This window comes from Trinickia sp., assembly GCF_051953955.1.
Classification (GTDB): domain Bacteria; phylum Pseudomonadota; class Gammaproteobacteria; order Burkholderiales; family Burkholderiaceae; genus Trinickia.
This window is the reverse complement of record NZ_JBQCIF010000125.1, coordinates 149,520-173,028: the sequence shown is the minus strand read 5'-3', so window position 1 is coordinate 173,028 and position 23,509 is coordinate 149,520. Positions and strand designations below refer to the sequence as shown.

Annotated in this window: 20 protein-coding genes; 6 read left to right on the top strand and 14 right to left on the bottom strand. The window is 60.8% G+C overall.

Going from position 1 to position 23,509, the window contains the following annotated elements:
- Positions 1 to 242: 242 nt before the first annotated feature.
- The 7 genes from ACTHNZ_RS23850 to ACTHNZ_RS23820 all read right to left on the bottom strand — a co-directional run bounded on the left by ACTHNZ_RS23850 (position 243) and on the right by ACTHNZ_RS23820 (position 8,500).
- Positions 243 to 1,223 (bottom strand): IS5 family transposase, encoded by a 981-nt coding sequence (locus ACTHNZ_RS23850; protein WP_440545061.1) that lies wholly within the window; start codon positions 1,221 to 1,223, stop codon positions 243 to 245.
- Positions 1,224 to 1,410: 187 nt separating this feature from the next.
- A complete protein-coding gene (locus ACTHNZ_RS23845; RefSeq protein ID WP_440545055.1) occupies positions 1,411 to 2,076 on the bottom strand; it encodes a GAD-like domain-containing protein in 666 nt (221 codons plus the stop codon).
- A 129-nt stretch (positions 2,077 to 2,205) separates the two neighbouring features.
- Complete coding sequence (locus tag ACTHNZ_RS23840; RefSeq protein ID WP_440545054.1) at positions 2,206 to 3,171, bottom strand: hypothetical protein; 966 nt, start codon at positions 3,169 to 3,171, stop codon at positions 2,206 to 2,208.
- Positions 3,168 to 3,638, bottom strand: coding sequence for a hypothetical protein (locus ACTHNZ_RS23835; protein ID WP_440545053.1), 471 nt, complete (start codon positions 3,636 to 3,638; stop codon positions 3,168 to 3,170). Before ACTHNZ_RS23835 ends, ACTHNZ_RS23840 begins: the two co-directional genes overlap by 4 nt.
- Positions 3,639 to 3,640: 2 nt before the next feature.
- Positions 3,641 to 4,963 carry a PAAR-like domain-containing protein gene (locus ACTHNZ_RS23830; protein ID WP_440545052.1) on the bottom strand — a complete coding sequence of 441 codons (1,323 nt, stop codon included), beginning with the start codon at positions 4,961 to 4,963 and terminating at the stop codon, positions 3,641 to 3,643.
- Entirely contained in the window at positions 4,956 to 6,380 is a 1,425-nt protein-coding gene (locus tag ACTHNZ_RS23825) for a DUF2169 family type VI secretion system accessory protein (RefSeq protein WP_440545051.1), read from the bottom strand. Before ACTHNZ_RS23825 ends, ACTHNZ_RS23830 begins: the two co-directional genes overlap by 8 nt.
- An 11-nt stretch (positions 6,381 to 6,391) precedes the next feature.
- Entirely contained in the window at positions 6,392 to 8,500 is a 2,109-nt protein-coding gene (locus ACTHNZ_RS23820; RefSeq protein WP_440545050.1) for a type VI secretion system Vgr family protein, read from the bottom strand.
- Between the two features lie 271 nt (positions 8,501 to 8,771).
- On the opposite strand from ACTHNZ_RS23820, the gene ACTHNZ_RS23815 reads away from it, so the two are divergent.
- The 5 genes from ACTHNZ_RS23815 (at position 8,772) to ACTHNZ_RS23795 (ending at position 15,395) form a co-directional block, all read left to right on the top strand.
- The gene (locus tag ACTHNZ_RS23815) at positions 8,772 to 9,938 is read left to right on the top strand and encodes a hypothetical protein (protein WP_440545049.1); all 1,167 of its coding nucleotides are present in this window, start codon (positions 8,772 to 8,774) and stop codon (positions 9,936 to 9,938) included.
- Positions 9,935 to 10,726 (top strand): hypothetical protein, encoded by a 792-nt coding sequence (locus ACTHNZ_RS23810; RefSeq protein ID WP_440545048.1) that lies wholly within the window; start codon positions 9,935 to 9,937, stop codon positions 10,724 to 10,726. Before ACTHNZ_RS23815 ends, ACTHNZ_RS23810 begins: the two co-directional genes overlap by 4 nt.
- Positions 10,727 to 10,778: 52 nt before the next feature.
- On the top strand, positions 10,779 to 12,617 hold the full coding sequence (tssF, locus tag ACTHNZ_RS23805) for a type VI secretion system baseplate subunit TssF (protein ID WP_440545047.1): 1,839 nt from the start codon (positions 10,779 to 10,781) through the stop codon (positions 12,615 to 12,617).
- Positions 12,618 to 12,900: 283 nt separating this feature from the next.
- On the top strand, positions 12,901 to 14,607 hold the full coding sequence (locus ACTHNZ_RS23800; RefSeq protein ID WP_440545046.1) for a pyrrolo-quinoline quinone: 1,707 nt from the start codon (positions 12,901 to 12,903) through the stop codon (positions 14,605 to 14,607).
- 257 nt (positions 14,608 to 14,864) lie between these two features.
- Positions 14,865 to 15,395 carry a TIGR00645 family protein gene (locus tag ACTHNZ_RS23795; RefSeq protein WP_440545045.1) on the top strand — a complete coding sequence of 177 codons (531 nt, stop codon included), beginning with the start codon at positions 14,865 to 14,867 and terminating at the stop codon, positions 15,393 to 15,395.
- 114 nt (positions 15,396 to 15,509) lie between these two features.
- On the opposite strand, the gene ACTHNZ_RS23790 is transcribed toward ACTHNZ_RS23795, so the two are convergent.
- Genes ACTHNZ_RS23790 through ACTHNZ_RS23780 form a run of 3 tightly spaced genes read right to left on the bottom strand, consistent with a single transcriptional unit; the run spans position 15,510 to position 17,465 of the window.
- On the bottom strand, positions 15,510 to 16,457 hold the full coding sequence (locus ACTHNZ_RS23790) for a sensor domain-containing diguanylate cyclase (RefSeq protein WP_440545044.1): 948 nt from the start codon (positions 16,455 to 16,457) through the stop codon (positions 15,510 to 15,512).
- A gap of 17 nt (positions 16,458 to 16,474) precedes the next feature.
- A complete protein-coding gene (locus tag ACTHNZ_RS23785; protein ID WP_440545043.1) occupies positions 16,475 to 17,104 on the bottom strand; it encodes a chemotaxis protein CheC in 630 nt (209 codons plus the stop codon).
- Positions 17,097 to 17,465: a response regulator gene (locus ACTHNZ_RS23780; protein WP_440545042.1), complete on the bottom strand. Its 369-nt coding sequence runs from the start codon at positions 17,463 to 17,465 to the stop codon at positions 17,097 to 17,099. The genes ACTHNZ_RS23785 and ACTHNZ_RS23780 overlap by 8 nt, the downstream gene beginning before the upstream one ends.
- Positions 17,466 to 17,819: 354 nt before the next feature.
- Between ACTHNZ_RS23780 and ACTHNZ_RS23775 the strand changes: the two genes are divergently transcribed.
- Positions 17,820 to 18,554 carry a DeoR/GlpR family DNA-binding transcription regulator gene (locus ACTHNZ_RS23775; RefSeq protein WP_440545041.1) on the top strand — a complete coding sequence of 245 codons (735 nt, stop codon included), beginning with the start codon at positions 17,820 to 17,822 and terminating at the stop codon, positions 18,552 to 18,554.
- Between the two features lie 4 nt (positions 18,555 to 18,558).
- Here the strand turns inward: ACTHNZ_RS23775 and ACTHNZ_RS23770 are convergent, their stop codons facing one another.
- The 4 genes from ACTHNZ_RS23770 to ACTHNZ_RS23755 form a co-directional block, all read right to left on the bottom strand.
- Positions 18,559 to 19,593 (bottom strand): ABC transporter permease, encoded by a 1,035-nt coding sequence (locus ACTHNZ_RS23770; protein ID WP_440545040.1) that lies wholly within the window; start codon positions 19,591 to 19,593, stop codon positions 18,559 to 18,561.
- Between the two features lie 25 nt (positions 19,594 to 19,618).
- A complete protein-coding gene (locus tag ACTHNZ_RS23765) occupies positions 19,619 to 21,154 on the bottom strand; it encodes a sugar ABC transporter ATP-binding protein (protein ID WP_440545039.1) in 1,536 nt (511 codons plus the stop codon).
- A gap of 95 nt (positions 21,155 to 21,249) precedes the next feature.
- Positions 21,250 to 22,254, bottom strand: a complete 1,005-nt coding sequence (locus ACTHNZ_RS23760; RefSeq protein ID WP_440545038.1) for an autoinducer 2 ABC transporter substrate-binding protein — start codon at positions 22,252 to 22,254, stop codon at positions 21,250 to 21,252.
- 108 nt (positions 22,255 to 22,362) lie between these two features.
- A complete protein-coding gene (locus ACTHNZ_RS23755; RefSeq protein ID WP_440545037.1) occupies positions 22,363 to 23,418 on the bottom strand; it encodes an ABC transporter permease in 1,056 nt (351 codons plus the stop codon).
- Positions 23,419 to 23,509 lie beyond the last annotated feature (91 nt).

Genomic DNA, 23,509 nt, shown 5'->3' with positions numbered 1-23,509 from the left:
GCCCGCGTGGTTGATGTCATGCGCAACGCCAATCCTGCCTGCCGGTCCGCTCGGTCACGTTCCCGAAATGGTCGGTCACGTTGCCGAAATCGTCGGTCACGATCCCGAAACGGCCGGTCACGTTCGTCCGAAATACGCACCTGCGCTTCCGATGAGTCAGTTTGCAAGCAACAGAACGGCGAACGGATTTCGTTGCGATCGGGGTAGTCTTTGCTCGAATACGGGCCAACCGCTCGCGTTTTTCATACACATGACGGACTTTGCCCATGTATCGAGCGCAGGCGGTTCTTCGCGATCACGAGATTGGCCAAGGCGAATAGACTGAACAGTTGCGCCGTGTTCTTGGCTAGACCTTTGTAGCGGACCTTGCGATGACGGAACAGATTCTTGACGACATGAAACGGATGTTCGACCCGCGCGCGAATCTGCGCCTTGGTTCGCTTGACCTGAATCAGCAGATCCTTCAGCGCACCTTCTCGCATCGCCTTGACCTTTGCGCGCTTGACAGCTACGCGCCATTGCACCGCGTTGCCTTGCATCTCGTCTCGCTTTTCAACGCCGGTGTAGCCGGCGTCGCCGAACGCTTCCACTTCATGCCCGTGCAGCAGCGCGTGGGCTTGCGAGACATCCGAGACGTTAGCCGAGGTGCCCACCAGGCTATGCACCAAGCCCGAGTCAGCATCCACGCCGATATGTGCCTTCATGCCGAAGTGCCATTCATTGCCCTTCTTCGTTTGATGCATCTCGGGATCGCGGCTGTTCTGGGCGTTCTTGGCCGACGGCGGCGCCTCGATGATCGTCGCATCGACCAAGGTGCCTTCCTTCATCAGCAACCCGCGTTCGCACAGCGAAATGCCAATCTCGTCGAACAGCTTGCGCGTCAAGTCACGCTCGACCAGCAGGCGCCTGAACTTCAACAGCGTCGTAGCATCCGGCACATCCTCGACAGCCAGATCGATGCCGGCAAACGCGCACATCGCGATGCTGTCGTACAGCGCGTCTTCCAACCCTTCGTCCGACAGCCCGTACCACTGTTGCAGGAAGTAGATTTGCAGCATACGTTCCAAGCCAATCGGCGACCGGCCTCGCGTGCCCTTTGGGTAGTACGGCTCAATGGCCGACAGCAAACGCGGCCAAGGCACAAGCTTCTTCATCTCTGCCAGAAAGCGTTGCCGCTTCGTTACGCGCTTCGCCCTTGCTTTCCGCGGGAGGCCGCGAGACAGGGCCGCACTGTACTAGCAGACGCATACGTCGCCTCCTCGAAAACTTCGAAGTCGGCATCCCTCATCGCGGTTCGCCTCGCGTCGCTGCGAGCGCGTGAGACTACTCTGCCGAAAAAGCTCGCGAGGCAAGTATTCCTCCGGCCCTTTCTTGGCATCGAATCGCATTCGAGTCAGTCGCACACTTGCGTCACTTCTTTGCGATCAGCTTTTCGATATCAACGTTGGAGAACGGCATTGTCGGCGGCGCCAGTTGGCGGAGGATCGTGAGATGGTGATCCAGCTTCACCTTGTGCAAATTTTCCAGCAGCATTTTCCCGCCGAGGACGATGGCAGGTTCAAAGCCGTACACCTCATCCGGCCCGAGGCTGCCTAGTGCTTTAAACGCTCGGTCAAACAACGGCTTCCCGAACTCATCGTCGAGATCGCACTCGTCCTTGGCGAGCCCTAAGAAGGCACGGACCGAAATATCCAACTTCCGTTGATCCTTCTTCTTGAGATCCCGCTCCAGCGCAAACATCGCGTGAGTTGCGCAGTTAACCGTCACACTTTGACCGGTCTCCTCTCCAAAAAGGTATAACTTGCCGAATGCTGTCCTCGCAATCGAGTGAAATGCGTCAATTTGTTCCAATTGCGATCCGTCTAACCACTCGTCGACCAAATCTTCGTATTCGTCTGGGTCGACTAGCCAGATAAGACCGTTTGCATATCCGCACCAGCCTTCCTCTTTCCAATATCTCAGAAGTCGATCCGGCAGTTTCCCTTGCCACTTCTCGAAGGCAGCCTCCGGGACATCGGTTCGATCAGTTGCTTCCCCAAACTCATCGATGAACACTTCGAAATCTTCGTCCCTCATCGCATCCCCTTTCCTCGACAAGGCTCAAGTTTGACGTTCAGTGTCTCAATGAGTTACCGACGGCGGGAGGCGGTGCTGCGTCGAACATCGCGGTTCACCTCGACGCGGTAGGCATGAGCGCCCTTTCTCCTATGCATCGTCACCGTCCTCGATGCACCTCCATGTGCCTGGCGCGATCATCTTGATTCGGAGAAGCCGATTGTCGATGTTGCTGTACAGCACATGCAACGTGTAGCGATCGAAATGCCACACGGCATGACCCGTGAGTGCGGAGTCCGATTGTTGAACCGGGGATAAGGAAATCTTCTCGAATAGGACCTCGGGGCTGTCCTCGAAGTCGAGCCCATGAGGCAACGTGCCGAGCCACCCCACAGACTCGCGATCGCGATTGCGATGTAGGGTAACCGCACGAAAGACAGGACCCGAGTTGCTTTCGGTAAAGTGAAGCGTGGCGCCGTAACTTCCTGTCAGATCGATCTCACCATCGTCCCACGCGGCCCGATATGCGGCGTCAGACAGGTCTTCCGGCCACAGCCGTAGAAATTCTCTTGATTGCGTCACGAAGCCGAAGGCTTCTATCAGGTCGTCAAGGTTCGGCCATCTCGGTACACGCCTCTCTCGAATTGGGGCAGCAAGCACCCGACAAGCGATTCGGTCAATCGAAGTGCCGTCGTCAGCGTAGGTCACAGACAAGCGGTAACCTTCAACATCCCAGGTGTCGCTGCGATAAGAGTGTCGCGTCGCCTCATAGGCGGCAAGCTTTGCGCGAGCGGCATGTCGACTGTCAGCAAACAGTAATCCGAACGGCAACTCCCCGGTGAAGGGCTGAACGTCCTCGAAGCCCGCGTAGAAGTAGCCTTGCGTGAGCAATAGCTCGCCGTGGCCCCATCGGTATCGGTCCGCCGCTGCCTGATATTCCGAGTCAGCAAAACCCAGCTCAACACCTCTGCGGCGGATAAGTACCCAGTCGTGAAAAGATCGACCATCTCTTGGTGGCTCTGGGCGCTGATATGTTCCCAAGGCGTCGAAAATTGCTGCAACGCCTTCCGCGTCAGCAGCGTTGCCGAACTCCCGGACAATCGCGTCCGCGTTCATCGCCACAGAACCCCAAATTGGACTCTTTCGATCGCCCCCCTACCCTCCGCATATCTAACAAAAAATCGAATGTTGCCGGGCAGGTCCCAAAACTCCGAATCTCTATCCGGATTGAACTTTGTCGAGCTACCGAGCTTCAAAATTGCCTTCTCCCTGCTATCTGAGAACAACAATTCACCTGGAAGACCTCCGTCGTACGCTGAGAACTCATCGTCGCCGGGACCATAGAGGAAGATCGCTGTTAGCACCGGTGCATCACTAGGAAAGCTAACGTGATGCTTTGCGCTCACATAGCTTTCGCTTTCGAATAACAGCGACACCCCGGCATCGGCATTGTTCACGTAGGTGTCGGTGTCATCGCGCTTTATGGTTATCCGGCGCTCAATTCCCAAGTCGCGCAAGAGACCCATGACTACATCTGTGTCCGCCTGCTTGCCGATTGAACTCACGAAATCTTCGGTTTGCATTGTCACTTCACCTTTTTGATGATCTCTAACAGAGCCTTATCAAAATCCTTATTCGTCAAGCGTAAAACCCGCTTTGCTGCCTTCTGGTACGCCTTCTTACAGCCTCCATCCGCGTCGTATTCGTCGATCTGCTTCAGCATTGCTTCAACATCTCTGCGAGCGGCACCCGCCAAGTCTTCCGCGTCTTGAGGTGCCAATTTCACATTCTTTGACCCATATGTCGGGCTTACGTCAATATGTGCCCGTCGTGGTATGGCGATGGAGTCACCCCAGTCCTCGATGGCCTTCTTTTGTGCGGACGAAAGCTTTTCGCCTTCGTCCAGCAGCGATTCCGCTCGCTCCTTCAAGGCCGCCTTCGACGGCACATGATCCCGATCGAATTTTCCATCCCCAGTTTTCTTTTTCAGATCACCGTATTTGCCGTACTCTCCGCACTTGAGCTTTTTCTTGCCCTTTACCTTCGCACCGTCCTCTCCCTTGCCGGCGTCGGCTTCCTCGTCTGCTTTCTTAGCATGCGATACTTCTTCCTCGGTCTTCTTGAGTTTAGCCGCTTCCTCGGCTTCTTTCTCAAGTTTGGCCGCCTTTGCCGCCTCCTCCGCCTCCCTCGCCAACTTCGCAGCCTCTTCCGCGGCATGCGCCTCGCGCGCGAGCCCTGCCGCACCTTTCACGAGCTTGCCTGCCGTCGTAACGATCTTCCCGCCCGGGATCATGCTGGCCGCCGACAACCCGGCATCCACCATGTCGCCTTCCGCCGCGTAGATACCGGCATCAGCCGCGCCGGTCACGATCCCAAGCCCCGGCACAAAACTTGCCAGCCCGAGCGCTCCATGCACCCAAGGGCTCGCCTTTCCCCACCAGCCCGCTTCGTTCGGCGTCTCCGGTTTGACGGGCGGATTGGTGCTTGCGCTCGGCCGCCCTCCGGCAATGGACCCGCTAGGCGCAGGCTCAGTCAGGTAGATGCCGGGGCAATTCCCCCCGTTGAGCGTACAAGGATCGCCCTCACGAATCACCGGCTTGCCGGAAATACGAACCGTGCTCGAGCCTTTGACAGGCTTCACTTCACCGCTCACCGTGCCGCTCTTCACACCCTTGCAAGAACCGGCCGCATCGCCAATGCAACTGGGCTGCGTGCTTTGGTCCAGCACATAGGCAGGATCGCCATTGAACCGCACATTCGGTACGATGCCGACGCTGCTCGACAAGTCCTCAGTCACCGGATAAGGCAGCGGAGGCGTGCTGCTGCCAACCGGCGTCTTGTTGATCGACGGTGCCGTCGATACAGCCTTGAACTTGCCGTTTTTCCGCGCCCCAAGCTGGCTAGCCATGCGCAACCTCTTCTTGTTCTATCGGCATACGGTTCGTCACCGCTCGCTCATCGCCGTTCGAAAGCATGCGTGCCTCGATCGCTCGGACCACAGGCTGCTTGCCGATCGTTGCTCGCCACACGCACGACACCGCTCGCTTGTCCAGATCAATCAGCAGTGTGTCCAGTCGAGCGCCGAGCTCACCGATCGCACCGTCCTCGAACCGTACCAACAAGAACGGCAAATGCCCGGGTAACGTGAGCGTCAGCACCGCGTTGCCCTGCCTATCTCGCGTGACGCCTGGCGTCTCCGCCGAGCAAAGATTGATCAGGCGAATGCGCTCGTCGCCGCTCAACGCATCGACTTGCTGATCCGGCCAAGCCGCATTCCATACCGCAAAGTCGAAATCCTTCGGCAACGCGGCATCGCTTTCGATGAATTCCTGGTCGACAGTCCCGACCAGCTTCGCGCGGGCAGGATGGCCTTTGGGCCGTACGCCCAATCCAGCAACCAGCCGGTCGCCGCTGTCTAGCTTGCCGCGGCGAGCGTCATTGAAATCGTCGAGACCGATCGGACGTGTCGAATATTCGATCTGCGGCGCCGTAACGCTGCGCAAATCGATAGCGTTCAGAAACCAATCACAAACGTATCCTCGGCCGACTGGATTGAATGGGCACGCATCGTCTGCAACGGGTGGCCGGGCCGCATCCGGATGCGCCTCGATTTGCTCCGGAGTCAGGCGATACTTTTTAGGCACGTTGTCCGCTGCACTGCTACCGACATCGATTCGACATCGACCGCCGAATGCGCGCTCCAGACGCAACGGAACGGCTTGCGCCGATTGGGGCCGCGTCAACCGCCAAGGCGGGACGCGAACGATGCCTAGCGTACCGACCTTCACGAGCGCAGCAATGGCGCGCTGCCAACGGTTCGCTTTTACGAATCGACGCTCGCCGGTCACAACAAGCGTCTTGTCGATCAAACAGTCGCCCGCAGGATGCGCATTCGTGATTCGTTCGATCTCGGCCTGCCAACTTCGGATCGCTTCATCGGACGCGGGCATCAACGGATTGAGACCGTAGGGCCGTGCGGGTATCGAGGCCGGTGTGCCAGGTCGCATCACTGAAAGACGGACTTCGAATCGCTCCGGCATCGAACCGTCAGCGCGCCGGGGCGGATATGCCGTTGCGTTGACGATTACGTCACAACGCGGCTTATACCCGCAAAGGTCCGATTCCTGTCGTACGCTGCCTTGTAGGTTGTCACCGTAGAACTCATCCGCTTCACACAGCGGTTGCTGTTCGTCCGCGAAAGCCAAAGCACCCGCGTCGTCCCACGTTAAAGTTTGCCGCAACGCAACGACGTGAAATCGCTGATCGTGCTGGTCGATGCCCTCAAACGCCAGCGCGGGAAACGGCGTGTGATTGACGAATTCCATAGCGATGGCACTCAGTTGATGTCAACGTCCTTGCCGTTGATCTGCACTGGCCCGGAGCCTTCGATCAGCACCTGCGTGCCACTCAGCGTGATATGTCCGTTGCTCTCGAGAATGAGCGACGCGCTACCCGTCTTGAGTTCGATGCGGTCGCCGGCCGTGATCGTATATGTCTTGCCGACCATGGTCGTCTTCGACAGTCCCACTTCCTCGGCACTGGCCAGTCCCGCTGCGGTATTGATCGCGCCTGCAACCGTCACCGTATATGCGCCACCGATCGTCAACGCCTTCGCCAAGCCCACGGTCTCGGCGGACGCGAGTGCAACCACCAAGTTCTGCGCACCATCGATCGCTTCTCTGCGATTGCCGCCAACGTTCAGCGTCTCATTGCCACCCACGCGCTCCGTCCGGTTCGCGCCGATCGTGATCGTCTCGTCGTTGCCCACCGTCTCCGTGCGGTCGTGATCGACCTGCACCGTTTCGTCATGGCCGATCGTCTTCGAACGGTCGTTGCCGACGGTATGCGACTCATCGTTCTCGACTTCGATGCGCTGATCCTTCTCGGCGTGAAGCCAGAGCTCCTCCTGCCCCTTCTTGTCTTCGAAGCGAATTGCGTTCGCGTTGGCGGAGGTCGCGCCCTTGCTCGAGCGCGTGAGAATGCCACTTTGCGTCGCACTGGCCGGCAAGGCCCACGGAGGCATGTTCTGCGCGTTGTACACCCTCGAAATAATGATCGGACGGTCGGGATTGCCGTCGAGAAAAAGCACCACGACCTCTTCCCCGATCCGGGGAATCTGAACCATGCCGAAGCCCTTGCCCGCCCACGGCTGCCCGACACGAACCCAGCACGAACTCGACTGGTTCTTGTTGCCTAGGCGGTCCCAATGGAATTGCACCTTTACGCGGCCCAGTTGATCCGTATAGATCTCTTCGCCCGCGGGCCCAACCACGACAGCCGTCTGCGGCCCGGGTATGGTCGGCCGAGGTATCGTCAACAAAGGACGGTACGGAATCTTCTTGCGGATGCAGGTAAAGCTACAGCTATAGGAGGCCGCACCTTTGCCCGCTTGATAGTTGTTCTGGCCGGAATGGGCGACCGTGAGAATCATGAGTTGCCGGTCCTCCGGCTTCCCATTGTGGTCGTAATGATCCTCTATCTGCAGATAGCGCAACGGCATTAGCCGTCGGCTCGTACTCGTGCCGAAGAAGACCTTGCTGTGCGCAGCCAGCGCCTCTGCCCTGAAATTTGCCAACTCATAACCGCGGTCACGGTCGGGGAAGCCCTGAGGCCCTACGTAGTCATAGATCTCGTAAGAGGGAACGTCGCCCTGATCGATCTCGGCCTTGCTCGTCTGATACCGCCGCGCATTGGGCACCTTGTAGTCAGCGGCTTTAAGCCCCACGTCGGTCGGCATGAGTTCCCGCTTCGATTGCAACGATGTGACTACATCCACATCGTCCAGCATCTCGCCTCGCGAATAAGGCATCGACGGGCTCAAGCCATCGACCGGCTTCGCGCTCGTCGAGCTGTCGGTCACGATGAGCTTATGGCCTGTCTTCGTATGCTCGAAGTTGAAGAACAGCCCTTCTTCCTGCATCAGGCGCAAAACGAAGTTCAGGTCGGTTTCCCGATACTGCGTGCAGTAGCTGCGGTTCGCCGTGGTCTTCGATAGCCGGAATTCATACGCGGCCAACGAACCGTAGTCGTGAAAGACATCCGATATGATCGACTGTGCGGTCTGCTCCTGGAATATCCGAATGTCTTGCTGTCGAGAAAGCATCCAGAGCCATGGCCTGACCGTTGCGCTGTACGTCGCCAGACCACCGTCTGTATCCAAGTGCGAAAAATTTGTGACGTAACCGTGAAAGTAGCGCTGCTCCGAACTCGCAAACGCAGTGGTTAACTGCAGTGAAATCGTTACCGGCTGCCCGATCATCTGCTTGAGTTCGATATTCGGATCTTTCGACGCGAGCCTCAGATGAAATTCGAACAGTTGCGATAGCCCCTCCGTGCCCTGGAAATCGACGAGCACAAGCTCTGACAATCCTTCCGGCGAGGCCATAAGGCGGAAGAGACGATTGTTTTGGAATTGAGCAAGGCTGGGGATATCGGACATTTGCATGGGCTGCCCCGGTGCGTCGCAATACGAAAATCGCGCAATACTACCGGAAAACTATTGCGCTCCCAAGGGCCGCAACAATTGCGATTTGCTTACACGCAATAATTTCCGAACAAAATCGATGTCCAAGTAATTGTTGCCATTTCGATTCAAAATATTGTCTCAAAGTACCGCCCTGCTTTATATTTCGGTCGTCCCGGTTGTGCCCTGCATAGCCGCTAACGCCTAGCAGTTGGTAGGGGCTCTCTAATTCCGTACTGATTCTGTCGCTGCCATGCCGAATCCCCCGTCCCGCTGGCAGCCATACTGCCATCGGCCCGATGCCGAGTTTCACCTATCGAAGTTCGCCGGCGAGGTACTCGGCCATGATGCCGGTGTCATCTTTTTCGATGGCTCGGGGGCGGCGCGGCTCAAGAGTGCTCACCCCGACAAGGACGGGGACACGACCGATCTCGTCGTATCAGTTCAACGTCCGCCGTTGTTTCCCCTTGCGTTCAGCGGAAGATCAGGGATGCAATCTTCGGGACGACCCGCACAAGGTAGCCAGCCGATGGCATTGCACCAAACGGGTCGTGTGCTAGCAGATCTGACGCAGACGCGGAAGTCGGTGGCAAATTTCATAGAAGGCCACAAGACGGCGTTCGATGGCGCCAGCACGGTGTTCGATGTCGTGGGCACCGTCTCCGGAGTCCTCGCCTTGGTCGCTCTCGTCGGCGGCACAGTCGCCGTTGCGCCGGCGGTGCTGGGTATCATGGCTGGCGCCGCATCCCTGCTACTCCTGAAAGAGGACGGCCAAATGTTTTACTACGAAGTCACGGGCGACGAAATGCACAAGCAGCAGCTCGCCAATTCGTGGTCGTACAGGATGGTGGAATCGGTCGCCCCGTGGCTAGCGCTGCCCGATCTTTTTACCAGCGGCCTGTCCACGGTCCGGGAAACGGCACAGACTGCCTCGAAGGTAACGGCCCTGACCGCCAGAATAGAAACTACGACCGCACGGTTGGCGAGCCAGCGTGAGGCAATCGATTCATACCGGGAAGCCCATGCAACGAAGCTCAGCAAGCCCAATATCGTGACGAAGGTGCAGCGTATGCGAGCAAAGGCGAACAAGCTCGACAGCAACCTGCTGCGCGCGCAGTCGAAGCTTAGCAAGGCACGCCGAGAACTCGTCAAACTAGGCGCAGTCGGTCTGCCCTCCTACGCCGGAACGATTTATGGGGCGGGCACCTACTCGATCGACCCACCCGATGTGGTAAATGCCTGGCAGGGTACCCGAGAGAGATGGCGAAATACTTTCGACCAGCCGATAGCGACACACGACCCGCACCATCCCGTGCACCTCCTAGTACCCGCCCAAACGGCGTCTTACGTTGCAGGAGATGTCCAGCCGGTCATGCAGCTTCAAGTTGCAGTGCGGCCGAAATCGGGGGCATCTCGATGAGTGTTGCAAAACATCCCGGCGCGACCAATCGGCGGAAGCGGTCCAGCCACACGGCCAGAAACGAACACGAACAGCCCTGCAACCGTCCACCAGGAGCCCCCGCCGCCGTCGGCGTCGCCGCGGGCGCATTCTTTCTGGCTGTGGGCGGCACCCTCATTGAACTCTATTCGTGTGCAGCGGACCTCGCGGGATTCGACTTCGCGGACTACGCGTTAGTGGAGATCGCCGTGTGCTTCTCCCTCATGGTCGTTGTGGGGTTGGGATTACGCACGGGGAAGCTTTGGGCAGTCAAGGTCTTTCGCCGTACGACACACGCGGCCGCACTGCTATGTCCGGCCGCGATCGCCTGCGCGGTATGGCTGACTGTCGGCAAGGCGCCGCGGGACACTGCGCTGATAGGGTTCGTCGTTGCGCTAGCGCTCTTTCAGATCCCGTCCTTTATCGTCATCTACCGAACGTTAGCGCGCGTACGCTGGCTCGACCCCGAATCGCTCCCGTCCGAGTGGGAGCCCCCAACGGGCCTGGCCAGTTCCAGCATCCGAGGCAACGCCCCGACAACGACCGGTGCCTGGCGGCGAGCCTTCAGTGCTCTGTTCGCTATCGGGTTGACCCTGCGCTACTACATCGGCCTGATTCGCGCCCCGTGGGTCGACGAATGGCTGGGGAGCGGGAATGTCATGCAGGAAGCAGTCGCGCTCATCGCGATCGCCGGCCCGATGCTTCTGATCGGCATCGTCGCGTGGCTAGGACTCCGCGCCCGGCTCCGCACGAGCCGTGGCAGCGAATAAATCGATAGACGGTCGAACTGCTCGATCGCTCTTCCCGGTTTGATGATCCGTCATGGACAATCACGAAAAACTTCTACCCTACTTCGAGCGAGAGCTCGCACAGCTGCGCCAAGACATGCTTCAGTTCGAGCGCTTGCACCCCCAAGCAGCCGCTCGTCTTTCGATGTCCGGCGGAAAAACGGAAGATCCCCATGTCGAGCGCATGCTTCAGTCCGCTGCGTGGCTCAACGCTAAAGCAGCAAAACGCATAGACGATCACTACCCGGAATTCACCGACGCGGTGATTGAAACCGTCTTTCCCGCCTACTTGAGGCCGATTCCCTCCTGCTCGATTGCGCACTTCGATGTGGCCGGTATCTTCGATGGGCTCACACGTACGGTCTTAATGCCCCGTAACACGGAGCTCGAGCACCGCCCTTCTCTATGCCGGTTCAAGACATCGTGGGACGTCACGCTCTCGCCCCTCGGTATTACGCGTGCGCAGTTCTCACCGCCGACGTCCGCACCCGTTCTGGCCGCCGGTGCGTTGCCGGACGACCTGGCCGGGATCGTCTCCATCGAATTTGCCGCCCCCGATCAAGCGCTGACGCCCGAAAACGAACGCTTGCCGCGGAAGCTACCCCTGTATTTGCACGGCGATCGGTTCCTCGCGGCCGCACTGATCGATGCGCTGCTATTGCATCCGCAAACGGCGTTCGTCGAAGCCGACGGTAGCCGCCGCTGGCAAGGGCTTGAAAGGAGTCCAGCTTCCGCGGTCGGTTTCGCCGACGACGAAGCGATCATCGATGAACCGAAACATGAGAGGCAGCCCGCACTGCGGCTACTGCTCGAATATGCCGCCTTCCCACACAAGTTCCGATTCATCGACATCGACTTCGCGGCCTTGCTACGTACCGCCGGTTCTTGCAGCAAACTTGCGTTGCATTTTCCGGTCTCGTCCAAAGCCGCAGACGCGTCGGCAATGCAACGCTTCGGTCTGTTGAACGCGCGTAACCTGCGCCTGTATTGCACGCCCGTCGTTAATCTGTTCGCAGCGGATGCGAAGGCCGTCGATGTAACGGCGGACATTCAAACCTATCCTGTCGTGCCGCCAAGCGGCGATGGAGCCGCCGCCGTCATTCATTCGATTCAATCCGTGCGCATGATGCACGGCCCGGAAGGCGGCAAGCCCGGCGCCGAGATTCCCCCGCACAAGTCGTTGCAGCATTGGTCGCCTGTCGGCGTATTCTGGTTACAGGAAAAGAATAGTTGGCAGACTGGGCGCGGCACCGAAATCCGGCTTGTGGGCCTCGACGATCAGCCGGCAACGCCCGACGCATCGAAGCTCGCGATCAAGCTAACGTGCACGAACGGTCACGCACCGCACGCGATCGATATTGGAGCGATAGGGGGAGATTTGTACAGCGAGGAGTTGAACCTCAGCACCCCGATAACGATGCTCGTGCCTCCCTCCTCAAACACTCAGGCACCGTACGAGGATCGTGCGCTCTGGCGGTTACTGTCGGCCCTATCGCCCAACCACGCGGCGCTGTCGCCTTCCGGACTTGTCGCGCTGCAAGCGCTGCTATATCAGTTCGCGAAAACGGCCCCGCCCGATGCAAGCAGATATGTGGCCGGTATCACGAAGCTCGACGCTCGTCCGATCAAGAGGGTCATGAACATCGCGTCCGTTCCGATGCCCGTTCTGGTGCCAGGCATTCAGGTCACTTTGACGATAGACGAAACCGCGTTCGCCGGCCACCCACTGCATACGTTCGCGCAATTGATGGAGCGCTTCTTCTTGCGTTATGCGGGAGGAGATTGCATCGAACTGGTGGTGACGTCGCAGCGCGGAGAAACCATTTACCAAGGAGAGCCGCAGTTAGGGCCAGAGGAGTTCGCCTTCCTATAATGGTTTCGCGGCAGCGCCGCGAAGTGCACGCCCGCTCCGCGAGCGGTAGCGAACGTACATCGAACTACGACATTCGGCCACCCCACCCGACCATTGATTGGCTTTTCCGGACAGTCATTCGTCGTATGTCATGCGGCGTTTCGCGCATAGCCTTTCTCCAATACGAGGCACGCGGCGATACCCTAAACCGTGCAGCTCATCGAATCCGTCTTCTCCCGGCGGAGCCAACGCTTCGGCACGAGATATGCTGCACCTCGAGCCTATCGGCCTCTCGGAGAAGCTCATGGACGGGAAGCGAAGCATTCGTTCGGCGTCCATCACCGTTAGGTACGCTGCGCTAGTCGGCCTCCTCGCGGGAGTGTGCGCATCGTGCGGCAGTTGCAGCGGCGGCTCCGGCGGCGACAACGGCAGCGGTGCCGGCGGCGGCAGCGCGGGCGGAACGGGAAGCGGCTCCGGCGGCTCGACCGGCAACATGGCATCCGCCGCCGACGTCCTCACTTATCACAACGACATCGCCCGCACCGGCCAATACTTGGCCGAGACGACCCTCACGCCAGCCAACGTCAACGCGACACAGTTCGGCAAGGTCGCCTTCCTCTCGGCCGACGGCAAAGTCGACGCTCAGCCGCTCTTCGCCGGCCACGTCTCGCTGAACGGCGCGGCGCACGACGTCGTCTACGTGGCAACGGAGCACGATAGCCTGTACGCCTTCGATGCCGATACGCACGCCGTGCTCTGGCATCGCTCGTTGCTCGGCAGCGGCGAGACGACGAGCGACAACCGAAATTGCTCGCAGATCACCCCTGAGATCGGCGTGACGTCGACTCCGGTCATCGATCGCACGCGCGGCGCAAACGGCGTGATCTACGCGGTCGCGATGAGCAAGGATACGAACGGCGCCTACCACCAGCGCTTGCACGCGCTCGATCTGGCCACGGGTGAGGAAATGCTCGGCGGCCCAACGGAGATCGCGGCGACCTATCCCGGCAACGGGGCCGGCAGCACGAACGGCGTCGACGTCTTCGCACCCGGACAGTATGCGGAGCGGCAAGCGCTCGCACTCGTGAACGGCACCCTCTACCTCGCTTGGACTTCTCACTGCGATCAAGGCGCCTATGGCGGTTGGGTCATGGCGTACAGCGCCGCCACGCTCGCGCAAACGAGTGCGATCGATCTGACGCCGAACGGCAGCGAAGGCTCGGTGTGGATGAGCGGTGCGGGCATGGCGTCCGATGGCAGCGCGCTTTATTTTCTCGACGCCAACGGCACGTTCGATACGACGCTGAACGGCAGCGGCTTTCCGGCGAGCGGCGACTACGGCAATACGTTCGTGAAGCTGGCGACGTCGCCAACACTGTCCGTCGCCGATTACTTCGCGCCGTTCAATACGGTTTCCCAGTCGACGCAGGATGTCGATCTTGGCTCCGGTGGGGCGCTCGTGCTGCCTGATCTCGTCGATGCAGGCGGCACCACTCGGCATCTCGCCGTGGGCGCCGGGAAGGATTCGAAGATTTATGTCGTCGATCGCGATGCCATGGGCAAGTTCAACGGCACGCACAACGCGATTTGGCAGGAAATCGACGGTCAACTGGGCGGTGGAGTGTTCGGCATGCCGGCCTACTACGGCAACGTCGTCTACTACGGCGCCGTCGGCGACAACCTGAAGGCGTTTCCGATCACCGCGGCGCGGCTGGCGAGCGCGCCGAGTTCCCAAAGCCCCGGCACGTTTCCTTACCCGGGCGCGACGCCGAGCATTTCGGCAAACGGCGCGCAAAACGCGATCGTCTGGGCAGCGGAGAACGGTAGTGTCGGCGCGCTGCACGCGTTCAACGCAGCCAATCTGAGCCAGGAGCTCTACAACAGCAATCAGGCCGGAACGCGCGACACGTTCGGCCCGGGCAACAAGTTCATCACGCCGATGATCGCGCGTGGGCACGTGTATGTCGGTGCAACGAACGGCGTGGCGGTGTTCGGATTGAGAAGCCCGTAGAGCGTTGAACCTACCTACCCTTCGCCGCGCGGCGGCCGCCCGCATGCCCCGCAAGACGGCCCATCGCCGGCGCTCCACCGGCGCCCCATTGCCGGCGCCCCCAACATCGGCATCGACACCGGCAAAAACAAGGACGCCGAGCCGGCGGCACCGAGCGTCACGAGCCGACCACAAGGAAAATGTAAAATTGCGGTTTCGTTCGGCATAGGTCGCGGCATGCACGATCGATGCCCGCACAATAACAGGAACAACGCCCCATGCATCAACGCAAGCCCTTGGAAAAACTGCTCGAGTTCTCTCTGTTCAAATCGCGCTGGCTGCTCGCGCCGTTTTACGTCGGCCTCGTCTTCTCGCTCGCCATGCTGCTGGTCGCGTTCGTCCAGGAACTCGTGCATGCGCTGACGGGCGTGCTGCACGCGACGCCGGAGCAGATCATCCTCGCGACGCTGTCGCTGATCGACCTGTCGCTTGCGGCCAATCTCGTCGTCATCGTGATTTTTTCCGGGTACGAAAACTTCATCTCGAAGATCGATACGGGCGATAGCGAAGATCGCCCGAGCTGGATGGGTACGCTCGACTTCTCGGGCTTGAAAATGAAGCTGATCGGCTCGATCGTCGCGATCTCGGCCATTTCGCTGCTGCGTGCGTTCATGAGCCTCACGGAGCAAGACATCCCGCTCGACGAAGCGCGCGTCCGCTGGCTCGTCATCCTGCACCTGACGTTCATCGTCTCAGGCGTGCTGTTCGCGGCGATGGACTGGATCGCCGCCCGCTCGGAAGGCCATTGAAACGAAGAAGAGGGAGACGAGGCGATACGGCGGGAAATCGGGGCAGCGGCCCCGGGCTCGCCGCGGACGGCCCATCGATCTAGCGAGACGTCGAACGCGACATCACGCGCGACCTCACGCGTGATGCACGACGCACACCTGATTGCGCCCGGCGTGCTTGGCGTCGTACAGCGCCTGATCGGCCTCGGCCACGAGCGCGGCGGCGCCCGTCAAGCCATCGACGGCAACGCAGCCGCCCACGCTCACCGTCACCCTCAACGGCCCCGAGCTCACTTCGAGCGCATCGTCTTCGATCGCATGGCGGATCTTCTCCGCCACGACCGCAGCGCCCGGTTCGTCGCAATGCGGCAGGATGACGATGAATTCCTCACCGCCGTAGCGGCCTAGGATGTCGCTGTTGCGCAGTTGCGGCGACACGGTCGCGGCGATCCTGCGCAGCACGGCATCGCCGGTCGGGTGGCCATACGTGTCGTTGATCCGCTTGAAGTGGTCGATGTCGAACAGCAGCACCGCGAACGGATCGTGGTGGCGCATCCAGCTGTTGTACTCGGCCGCCAAACGGCGATCGACGTGGCGGCGGTTGTAGAGTCCCGTCAGCGCGTCGCGCTCCGACGAGTCGCGCAGCGCTTCCAGTGCGGCCTCCCGCTCTTTCCACGCGACCGCAAGCTCGGTCACGTCGGCGATCGTCACGCAAACAGCGACGACCTCGCCGTTCTCGATCAGCGGCATGAACGAGCAATCTTGCTGCATGAGGTCGAGCGAGCCCGTGATCGGGCAGTCGTGCTCGAACGGAAGCAGCCACGGCCGATGCTGCCACGACGAGAACGAGCCGCTGTGCAAAAGAAACACGGTGTCGAACTTGCGCTTGAGCCAGGCGCGCGGCAAGTCGGGGAAGCAATCGAAGAAGCTGCGCCCGATCGCTTGCGCCGCGGGTAGTCCGCTATGCTCGTCCATGAAGCGGTTCCACAGGACGATGCGATAGTCGCGATCGACAGCGAAAATGCCGAGTCCGACACGTTCCAGTGCAAGTTCGCTCAAGCGAGCGGTGCCGGGAATGTCCATCTGCTGCTTCGATAAATTCAGAGGTTGGCGAGAAAGCCGTCGAGCGCCGTCACGAGCGACTGAACGGCCTTGGCCGTCATCAGCGTCAGCAGATGGGAGCCGAACACGCCGTCTTCCGTCTGCAGGTTGACTTCGAGGAGCAGCGCACGATCCCAAGGCAGCTTGGACGGATGCAGCACTTCCTCGAGATCGAGTTGCTCGCCGATCAAGCGCGGCGGCGTGAACGTCGGCAATTGCCCGAGCTGCTCGAACAAGCCCGTCAAGCAAGCCCCGGCGATCAAGTTCGCGACGTCGGACAACACCTCGGCATCCGACATGTCTTCGCCATGCAGGTCCTGCTGCTCGTCGTCCGCACGGAACACGAACTTCATGTGGGCGGCCGAGCGGCTGTCGAACAGCGAAATCGCCTCGCCGGCGATCTCGCAGCGAAAGCTCTGACGCAATGCCGTCACGGGCTCCGTGAAGTCGAGCATGTCGCGCACGGCCGAAGGCAGCGTATCGGTGTCGACCATTCGGATGCGCGGCACCGACAGGTGCACGAAGCGTCCGAGCAACGCGGCAAGACGCGCGCCCGCTTGGCCCATGCCAATGTTCGCGATCTCTTGCAGCGCGTCGCGCTGGTCTTCAGTGAGGATGTGCTCACTCATACAATCCGTACTCTTTCAGGACCGGCAGCAGCTTCGCGCTCGAAATCGGCTTGTCGATGAAAGCAACGGCGCCGAGCGCCTTCACGCGCGCTTTCGCTTCCGGCTGAATATCCGCGGAAACGACGATGATGAAACTGTCGAGCCCCTCGGAGCGCACGGTCTCGAGCACGTCGAAACCGGTCATGCCGGGCATCGTCAAATCGAGGAACATCACCGACGCGCGCCCCTCTCGGTACGCCGTGACAGCGTCCGCCCCGTTGGCCGCCTGAGTAATCTCGACGTCCCATGCCTCTGGCAAGGCATTGATCAGCAGTCGGCGGGCGAGCGTCGAATCGTCCACGACAAGTACAGGCAATCCCATTTTCGGATATTCCTTCGTAACCACGTCCGGTATAACGGCGACTGCGCGCAGAATCTGAAGCACTCCTAAACCCTAACGAAGAAAACGTTTACGAATCGCGCAAACGTTGGCGTAAACGTTTGTTTTTCGTCGTTTCGATCGAAGCTTCGCTTTTCTTGCCAATTTAAATTAGGGACACGTTACAGGTTGGCCTACGGCGATGATGAACCGCTGTGTGCTTTTAATCGCCGAGAGCTCTGGAACGCTTTGCGCTCGAGTGTTTCCGCTTGTTATAATCCGCTCACCCATCCGCTAGAAATATAACGCGTCGCATTCGCGGCCTTTTCAGCCTTCGCGGCGGCTCTTATAAAATCGATGCTCAAAACCGATCGCCTGCGCGCCCTTGCCGATGCGCTCGCCAAACAAAACGTCATGCGCTTGCGCGACGCAGCCGCACTGCTCGGCGTGTCGGAGATGACCGTGCGGCGCGACATCGCCGCCCATCCCGATCGCTTCACTTATCTGGGCGGCTATATCGTCAGCGCGGCCAACGTGCCGAATGCGGCGGGCTACTCGCTCGAGCAAGAGCAGGACCACTTCGCACAAGCGAAGGCGCAAGCGTCGGCGCACGCGGCCGCGCTCATCGCCGATAGCGAGACGATCTTCATCGATTGCGGCACGACACTCACCACGCTCGCCCGTCTGATCCCGGCCGATGTGCAGATCACCGTGGTCTGCTATTCGTTGAATATCGCGGAGATTTTGCGGCGCATGTCGAACGTGCGGATGATTCTGCTCGGCGGCGTCTACGTCCCCTCGTCGGATTCGTTCACCGGCGACGAAAGCCTCGACATGCTGCGCCGCATGGGCATCAACAAGGCATTCATTTCCGCGGGCGGCATCGACACGGCACGCGGCGTCACTTGCTGGAATTTTCATGAGGTGGCGATCAAGCAGGCGGCGATGACGAGCGCCGTCGAGCGTCATCTCGTCGCCGATACGAGCAAATTCGGGGTGGTCAAGGCGGTGCGATTCTCGCAGGTCGACGAATTCGATTCGATCATCACGGAGAAGGGGCAAGAATTGCGCCGCCGGCGCGGCGCGCTCTAGCGCCTCAACCGCGCCTACGCAGCGAGAACAGCACGCCGGCCACGAGAATGAAAGCGCCGACGATGACCTTCTGCCAAGTGCTCGGCACGCCAACCAAGATCAGCGTGTTGTCGACCAATGTGACGAGCGCGACGCCGAGCAGCGTGCCGAGCACGGTTCCGCTACCGCCCGTGATGCGCGCGCCGCCGAGAATGACGGCGGCGATCACGTCGAGCTCGGAGCCGACGAGGTCGAACGGATTCGCCAGCCGATTGTTCGATACGTGCAAGATCCCGGCAATGCCCGCGAGCATGCCCGTATAGCCGAACACGAACAATTGAACGGCGCGCACGTTGTAGCCGAGCCGCTGGGCGATCGAAAGGCTTCCGCCCATCGCGTAGACGGCCCGCCCCATCATCGTTCGATTCAGCAGCCACCAGGTGACCACGGCAGCCGCGGCGAGCGCGAGCACCGAGACCGGCAGCACGGCGTCGAGGCCGTCCATCGTGCGGTAGGAAAGAAGCGGGATGCGGCCGAAGCGGTCCATGCTGTGCGGGATGTTCATGAAGAACGTCGTCCCGACGAAGGTGAGCAAAATGCCGCGGTACAGATAGAGCGTGCCGATCGTCACGATCAGCGACGGCGCCTTCAGCCGGTGCACGAGCCAGCCGTTGACGAGACCGAGCAGCACGCCGCCCACGGCTCCCGTGGCGAGGATCAGCCAGAACGGCGCATCGGGCCACCAGGCGAACACGGCTTTCGTGATCGAATACATCGTCAGCGCGCCAATCGCCGTGAACGACACGTCGATGCCGCCCGATGCGAGCACGACGAGCGTGCCGAGCGCGAACAACGACGTCGTCGTTGCCGAATGGAGCAGATCGAACAGCGTCGCCCATTGCAGAAAGCGCGGGTTGATCGCGGCGACGACGATGCACGAGAGCACGATCAGGCCGCCCGGCAGCCATTCGGGCCGGCGCGCGAGCTTCGCTCGCCAGTCGGGGGTTCGGCGCTTTCCTGCTACGTCGACGGGATCGGTGGAACTCATCGTCTGATTCATCGTTGCTTCGTCCTTCATCCGGCAATCAAGCCGCTTGCGCGAGCAGCGCGCGATACAGCTCGGCCTCGGTCAGCGCCGCCGCCTCGTATTCCGCGGTGACGCGGCCCTTGCTCATCATCAAAATCCGATCGCAGTTCTGCAGCAATTCGGGCAAGTCGTCACTGATCAGCACGATGCCGATGCCGCGCTCGGACAACGACTGCATGATGCGATAGATGATGTCCTTGGAGCCGACGTCCACGCCGACCGTCGGTCCGTGCAAGATCTGCACGCGCGGATCGATCGCGAGCCAGCGGCCGATCAGCACGCGCTGCTGGTTTCCGCCCGACAGCGATTGCACGGGTTTGTCGATGTCGGGCGTCGCGATCTGCAGGTCCGTCACCGTACGCTGCGCGAGTGCTTGCGCGCGCTTGCGATCGAGCTGGCCGAAACGGTCGCGCAGGCTCGATATCATCGCCGTCACCACGTTGTCGCGTATCGACTTGTCGAGAAAGAGCCCCTCGCCCAAGCGGTCCTCCGGCACGTAGCCGATCCGATGATGCTTCGCATCGGCCGGCGTCGACAGCACGATCGGCCTGCCATCGAGCGTGACCGTGCCGGCATCGAACGGCGCCACGCCAGCCAGCGCGCGCGCAAGCTCGTTGCGTCCCGAATCGAGCAATCCCGTTACGCCGAGAATCTCGCCGCGCCGCAATGCGAACGACACGTCGCGGAACTGCCGCGCGCGGCCCGCCCCGCGCACGGCGAGCACGATATCGGCGGTCTCGGGCGGGTGCGCTCGGTACCGCGCGTGCGCGAGCTCGCGTCCCGTCATCAGCTCGCTCAATTGCGCTTTGGTGTAGTCGGCGATCGGGCCCTGCGCGACCTTGCGGCCGTCGCGTAGCACGATCACTTCGCCCCCGATCGCATAGCATTCGTCGAGCTTGTGGCTCACGAACAGAACCGTCACGCCCTGCGCGCGCAAAGCCGTCAAAACGGCGATGAGATTGGCCACCTCCTTTTGCGTGAGCGAGGTCGTCGGCTCGTCCATGATGACGAACTTGGCCTCGCTCGCGATCGCACGCGCGATGGCGACGAGTTGCCGCGTCGCCAACGGCAGCGTCTCCACGAGCGTGTCTTGGAATGCCGCATCGAACGGTAGGCCGACCGATTCGAGCGCGCGCGCCGCGCGCCGCGCCAATTCGCGCCGGTCGAACGTGCGCGCGAGCCGGCCGCCGTGCTCGGCCAGTTCGGACGTCAACGCGACGTTTTCCGCGACGCTCATGTTCGGCAACAGCGAGAGGTCCTGGTAGACGGTCTCGATGCCGGCCGCGAGCGCTTCGAGCGGCGTGAGCGCCGCATGGCGTTCGCCTTCGACGACGATCTGCCCTTCGTCGGGCGGCTGCGCACCCGAGATGATCTTGATCAGCGTGCTCTTGCCGCAGCCGTTCTCGCCGAGCAGGTGATAGATCTGCCCGCGCGCGAACGTCAGCGTCACGCCGCGCAGCGCGTGCACGCCGGTGAAGCGCTTATGCACGCCCACCACCTGCAGAAAGGGATCCGAAACTCGTTCGTCGCTCATTGCCGTGCTTCCGCTCAAATCGAAATCCACGCGGCGCGAGCGGATCGACGATCGACGGTCGACGATCGACGATCGCTCGCGCCTTGGCTTCTTCGTCAGAAGTTGTATTGCTTGTAGTTCGACTTGTCGACGCTGACCCAGCCCTGGCCGCGCACGATGATGCCCTTGCCGGGCCCCTTCGTCACGGTCACCTTCTCATAGCCGGGCAAGCCTAGGTTGTCGCCGTTCTGCACGGTCTTGCCGTCGAGCAACCGCTTCGCGATCTTGTCCATCGCGAGGCCCGCGAGCTTCGGGTCCCAGAATGCGATGCCGTTGATCGCTCCGCTTTCGAGGTACTTGCCGGCTTCCGTGGGCAATCCGGTGCCGTACACGCAGACCTTGCCGACGAGCCCCGCTTCCTCGACGGCACGGCCGATGCCGAGCACGTCGAGCGACGACGAACCTTGGAAGCCCTTGATGTCGGGATGCTTGCGCAATACTTCCTTCGCCTGCTCGTAGGCATGCTCCCCGTCGTTGTTCGTTTCGATGTTCTTCTCGACGAGCTGCATCTTCGAGTACTTCTTCTTCGCGTTGTCGATGCCGCCATCGGCCCACTGCACTTGCGAGCGGCTGCCGAGCGAGCCGACGAACGTGGCCCACTTGCCTTCGTCATGCATGCAGCTCGCGAGCCGATCGTTGAGCGCGGCGCCGTAAGCGCTGTTGTCGAACGCCTCGACGTCGACCATCGTGTTCTTCTCGTTGTCGGCTTCGTGCGTGACGACCTTGATCCCGCGATCCATCGCCTTCTTCAACGCCGGCTCGAGCGTCGGCGGATCATAGGGCACGACGGCGATCGCGCTGACCTTCTTTGCGATCAGATCTTCGATGATCCGCAATTGCTGCGCGGCATCGGCTTGCCCTGGCCCCGTCTGATAGGTCGTGATGCCGGGGTTCTCCTTCGCGAACTCCTTCACGCCCTCGTCCATTCGATTGAACCAGCTGATGCCCGTCACCTTCACCACGGTGACGATCGTTTCATTGGTTGCCGCCTGCGCGGCAAAAATGACGCCCGCGCCGAGCGCGCAAGCCGCGAGCGCGAGGCTCGTTCGTTTCAGCTTCATCTGCGTTGTCTCCTTCCGTGTTCCGCCGTGCCTCTAGTTTGTGCCGGCGGCCGCCCGAGGCTAGACGTCCACCGACTACCGAACTCGTTTGCGATGCCTGGCCAGCCGTCACCCGCTCGCGCCGCCTTGGCCGCCCGGTGGGCGCGGCGGCGCGCTTGCGCGTCCGAACGTAAAGATCGACCGGATTGGCTCGCCGTCCGCGAATGCGAGCGAGACGAGGAGCAAAAAGCCCCAGGTGCAATCGCCGAAGAACTGCGAAACGCCGAGCAGATTGAACAGGCTAGAGAGCAGCTGCAGCACCGTGGCTGCGAAAAAGACGCATACGATGCGGCCGTATCCGCCTGCCGGATTCACGCCTCCCATCACGGCGATCAGGATCGCGATCAACAGATACGAGCTGCCGTAGTCCCACTTCGCGCTGAGCGTATGGGACACGCTGACGAGCCCGGCTAGCGACGCGAGCACGCCGCACATCGTGTAAGTCGCGATCAGCATGCGCTCGCGCCCAATGCCGGCATAGAACGCTGCGCGCTGGTTCGTGCCCATCAGGTAGAGCCGCAGCCCGAACGGCGTGCGCTTCAAGAGCCAGCCGAGGAAAACGACCGCCGCGATGAAGATGCAAAACGAAATCGGCACCTGAAACACCGCGCCGTTGCCGATGTCGGCAAGCGGCTCGACGTAATCGACGTGAACCGAAGCGCCGTTGCTCAGCGCCACCGCAAAGCCCGTAAAAAGAAGCTGCGTGCCGAGCGTGCAGAGGATCGGCGTCAGCCGCAGCCGGGCGATGACGAGGCCGTTGATCAACCCGCCGACGAGCCCCATCGCGACGACGATCACGCTGAAGAGCGTCGTATAAAGCACGGGGGAGTCGTCGCCGCTTACCCATTTGGGCACGAGAAGCGCGGCGATCATGCCCGATAGATTGGCAAGGCCCACGCCGGACAAATCGATGCCGCCGTTGCCCGACAGCATCGACAACATGATGCCGAGCGCAAGCAAGCCGACTTCAGGCAGTTGCGAACCCATCGACTGCAGATTGTCGATGTCGACGAACTGCCCATGCGAGAGCCACACGGCAACGACCACGACGAGCGCGTTCACGCCGAGCAGAAAATTCAACTGCCTGTCGCCGAACCACTTGCCGATGACGAACGAGCCTTTCATAGACGTACCCAATGTGAAACGTAAGGCGTTATCCGTGATGCGCGAAACGTGATGCGTAAAGCGTGATGCCAGATGCTTGACTTCGGCCGAG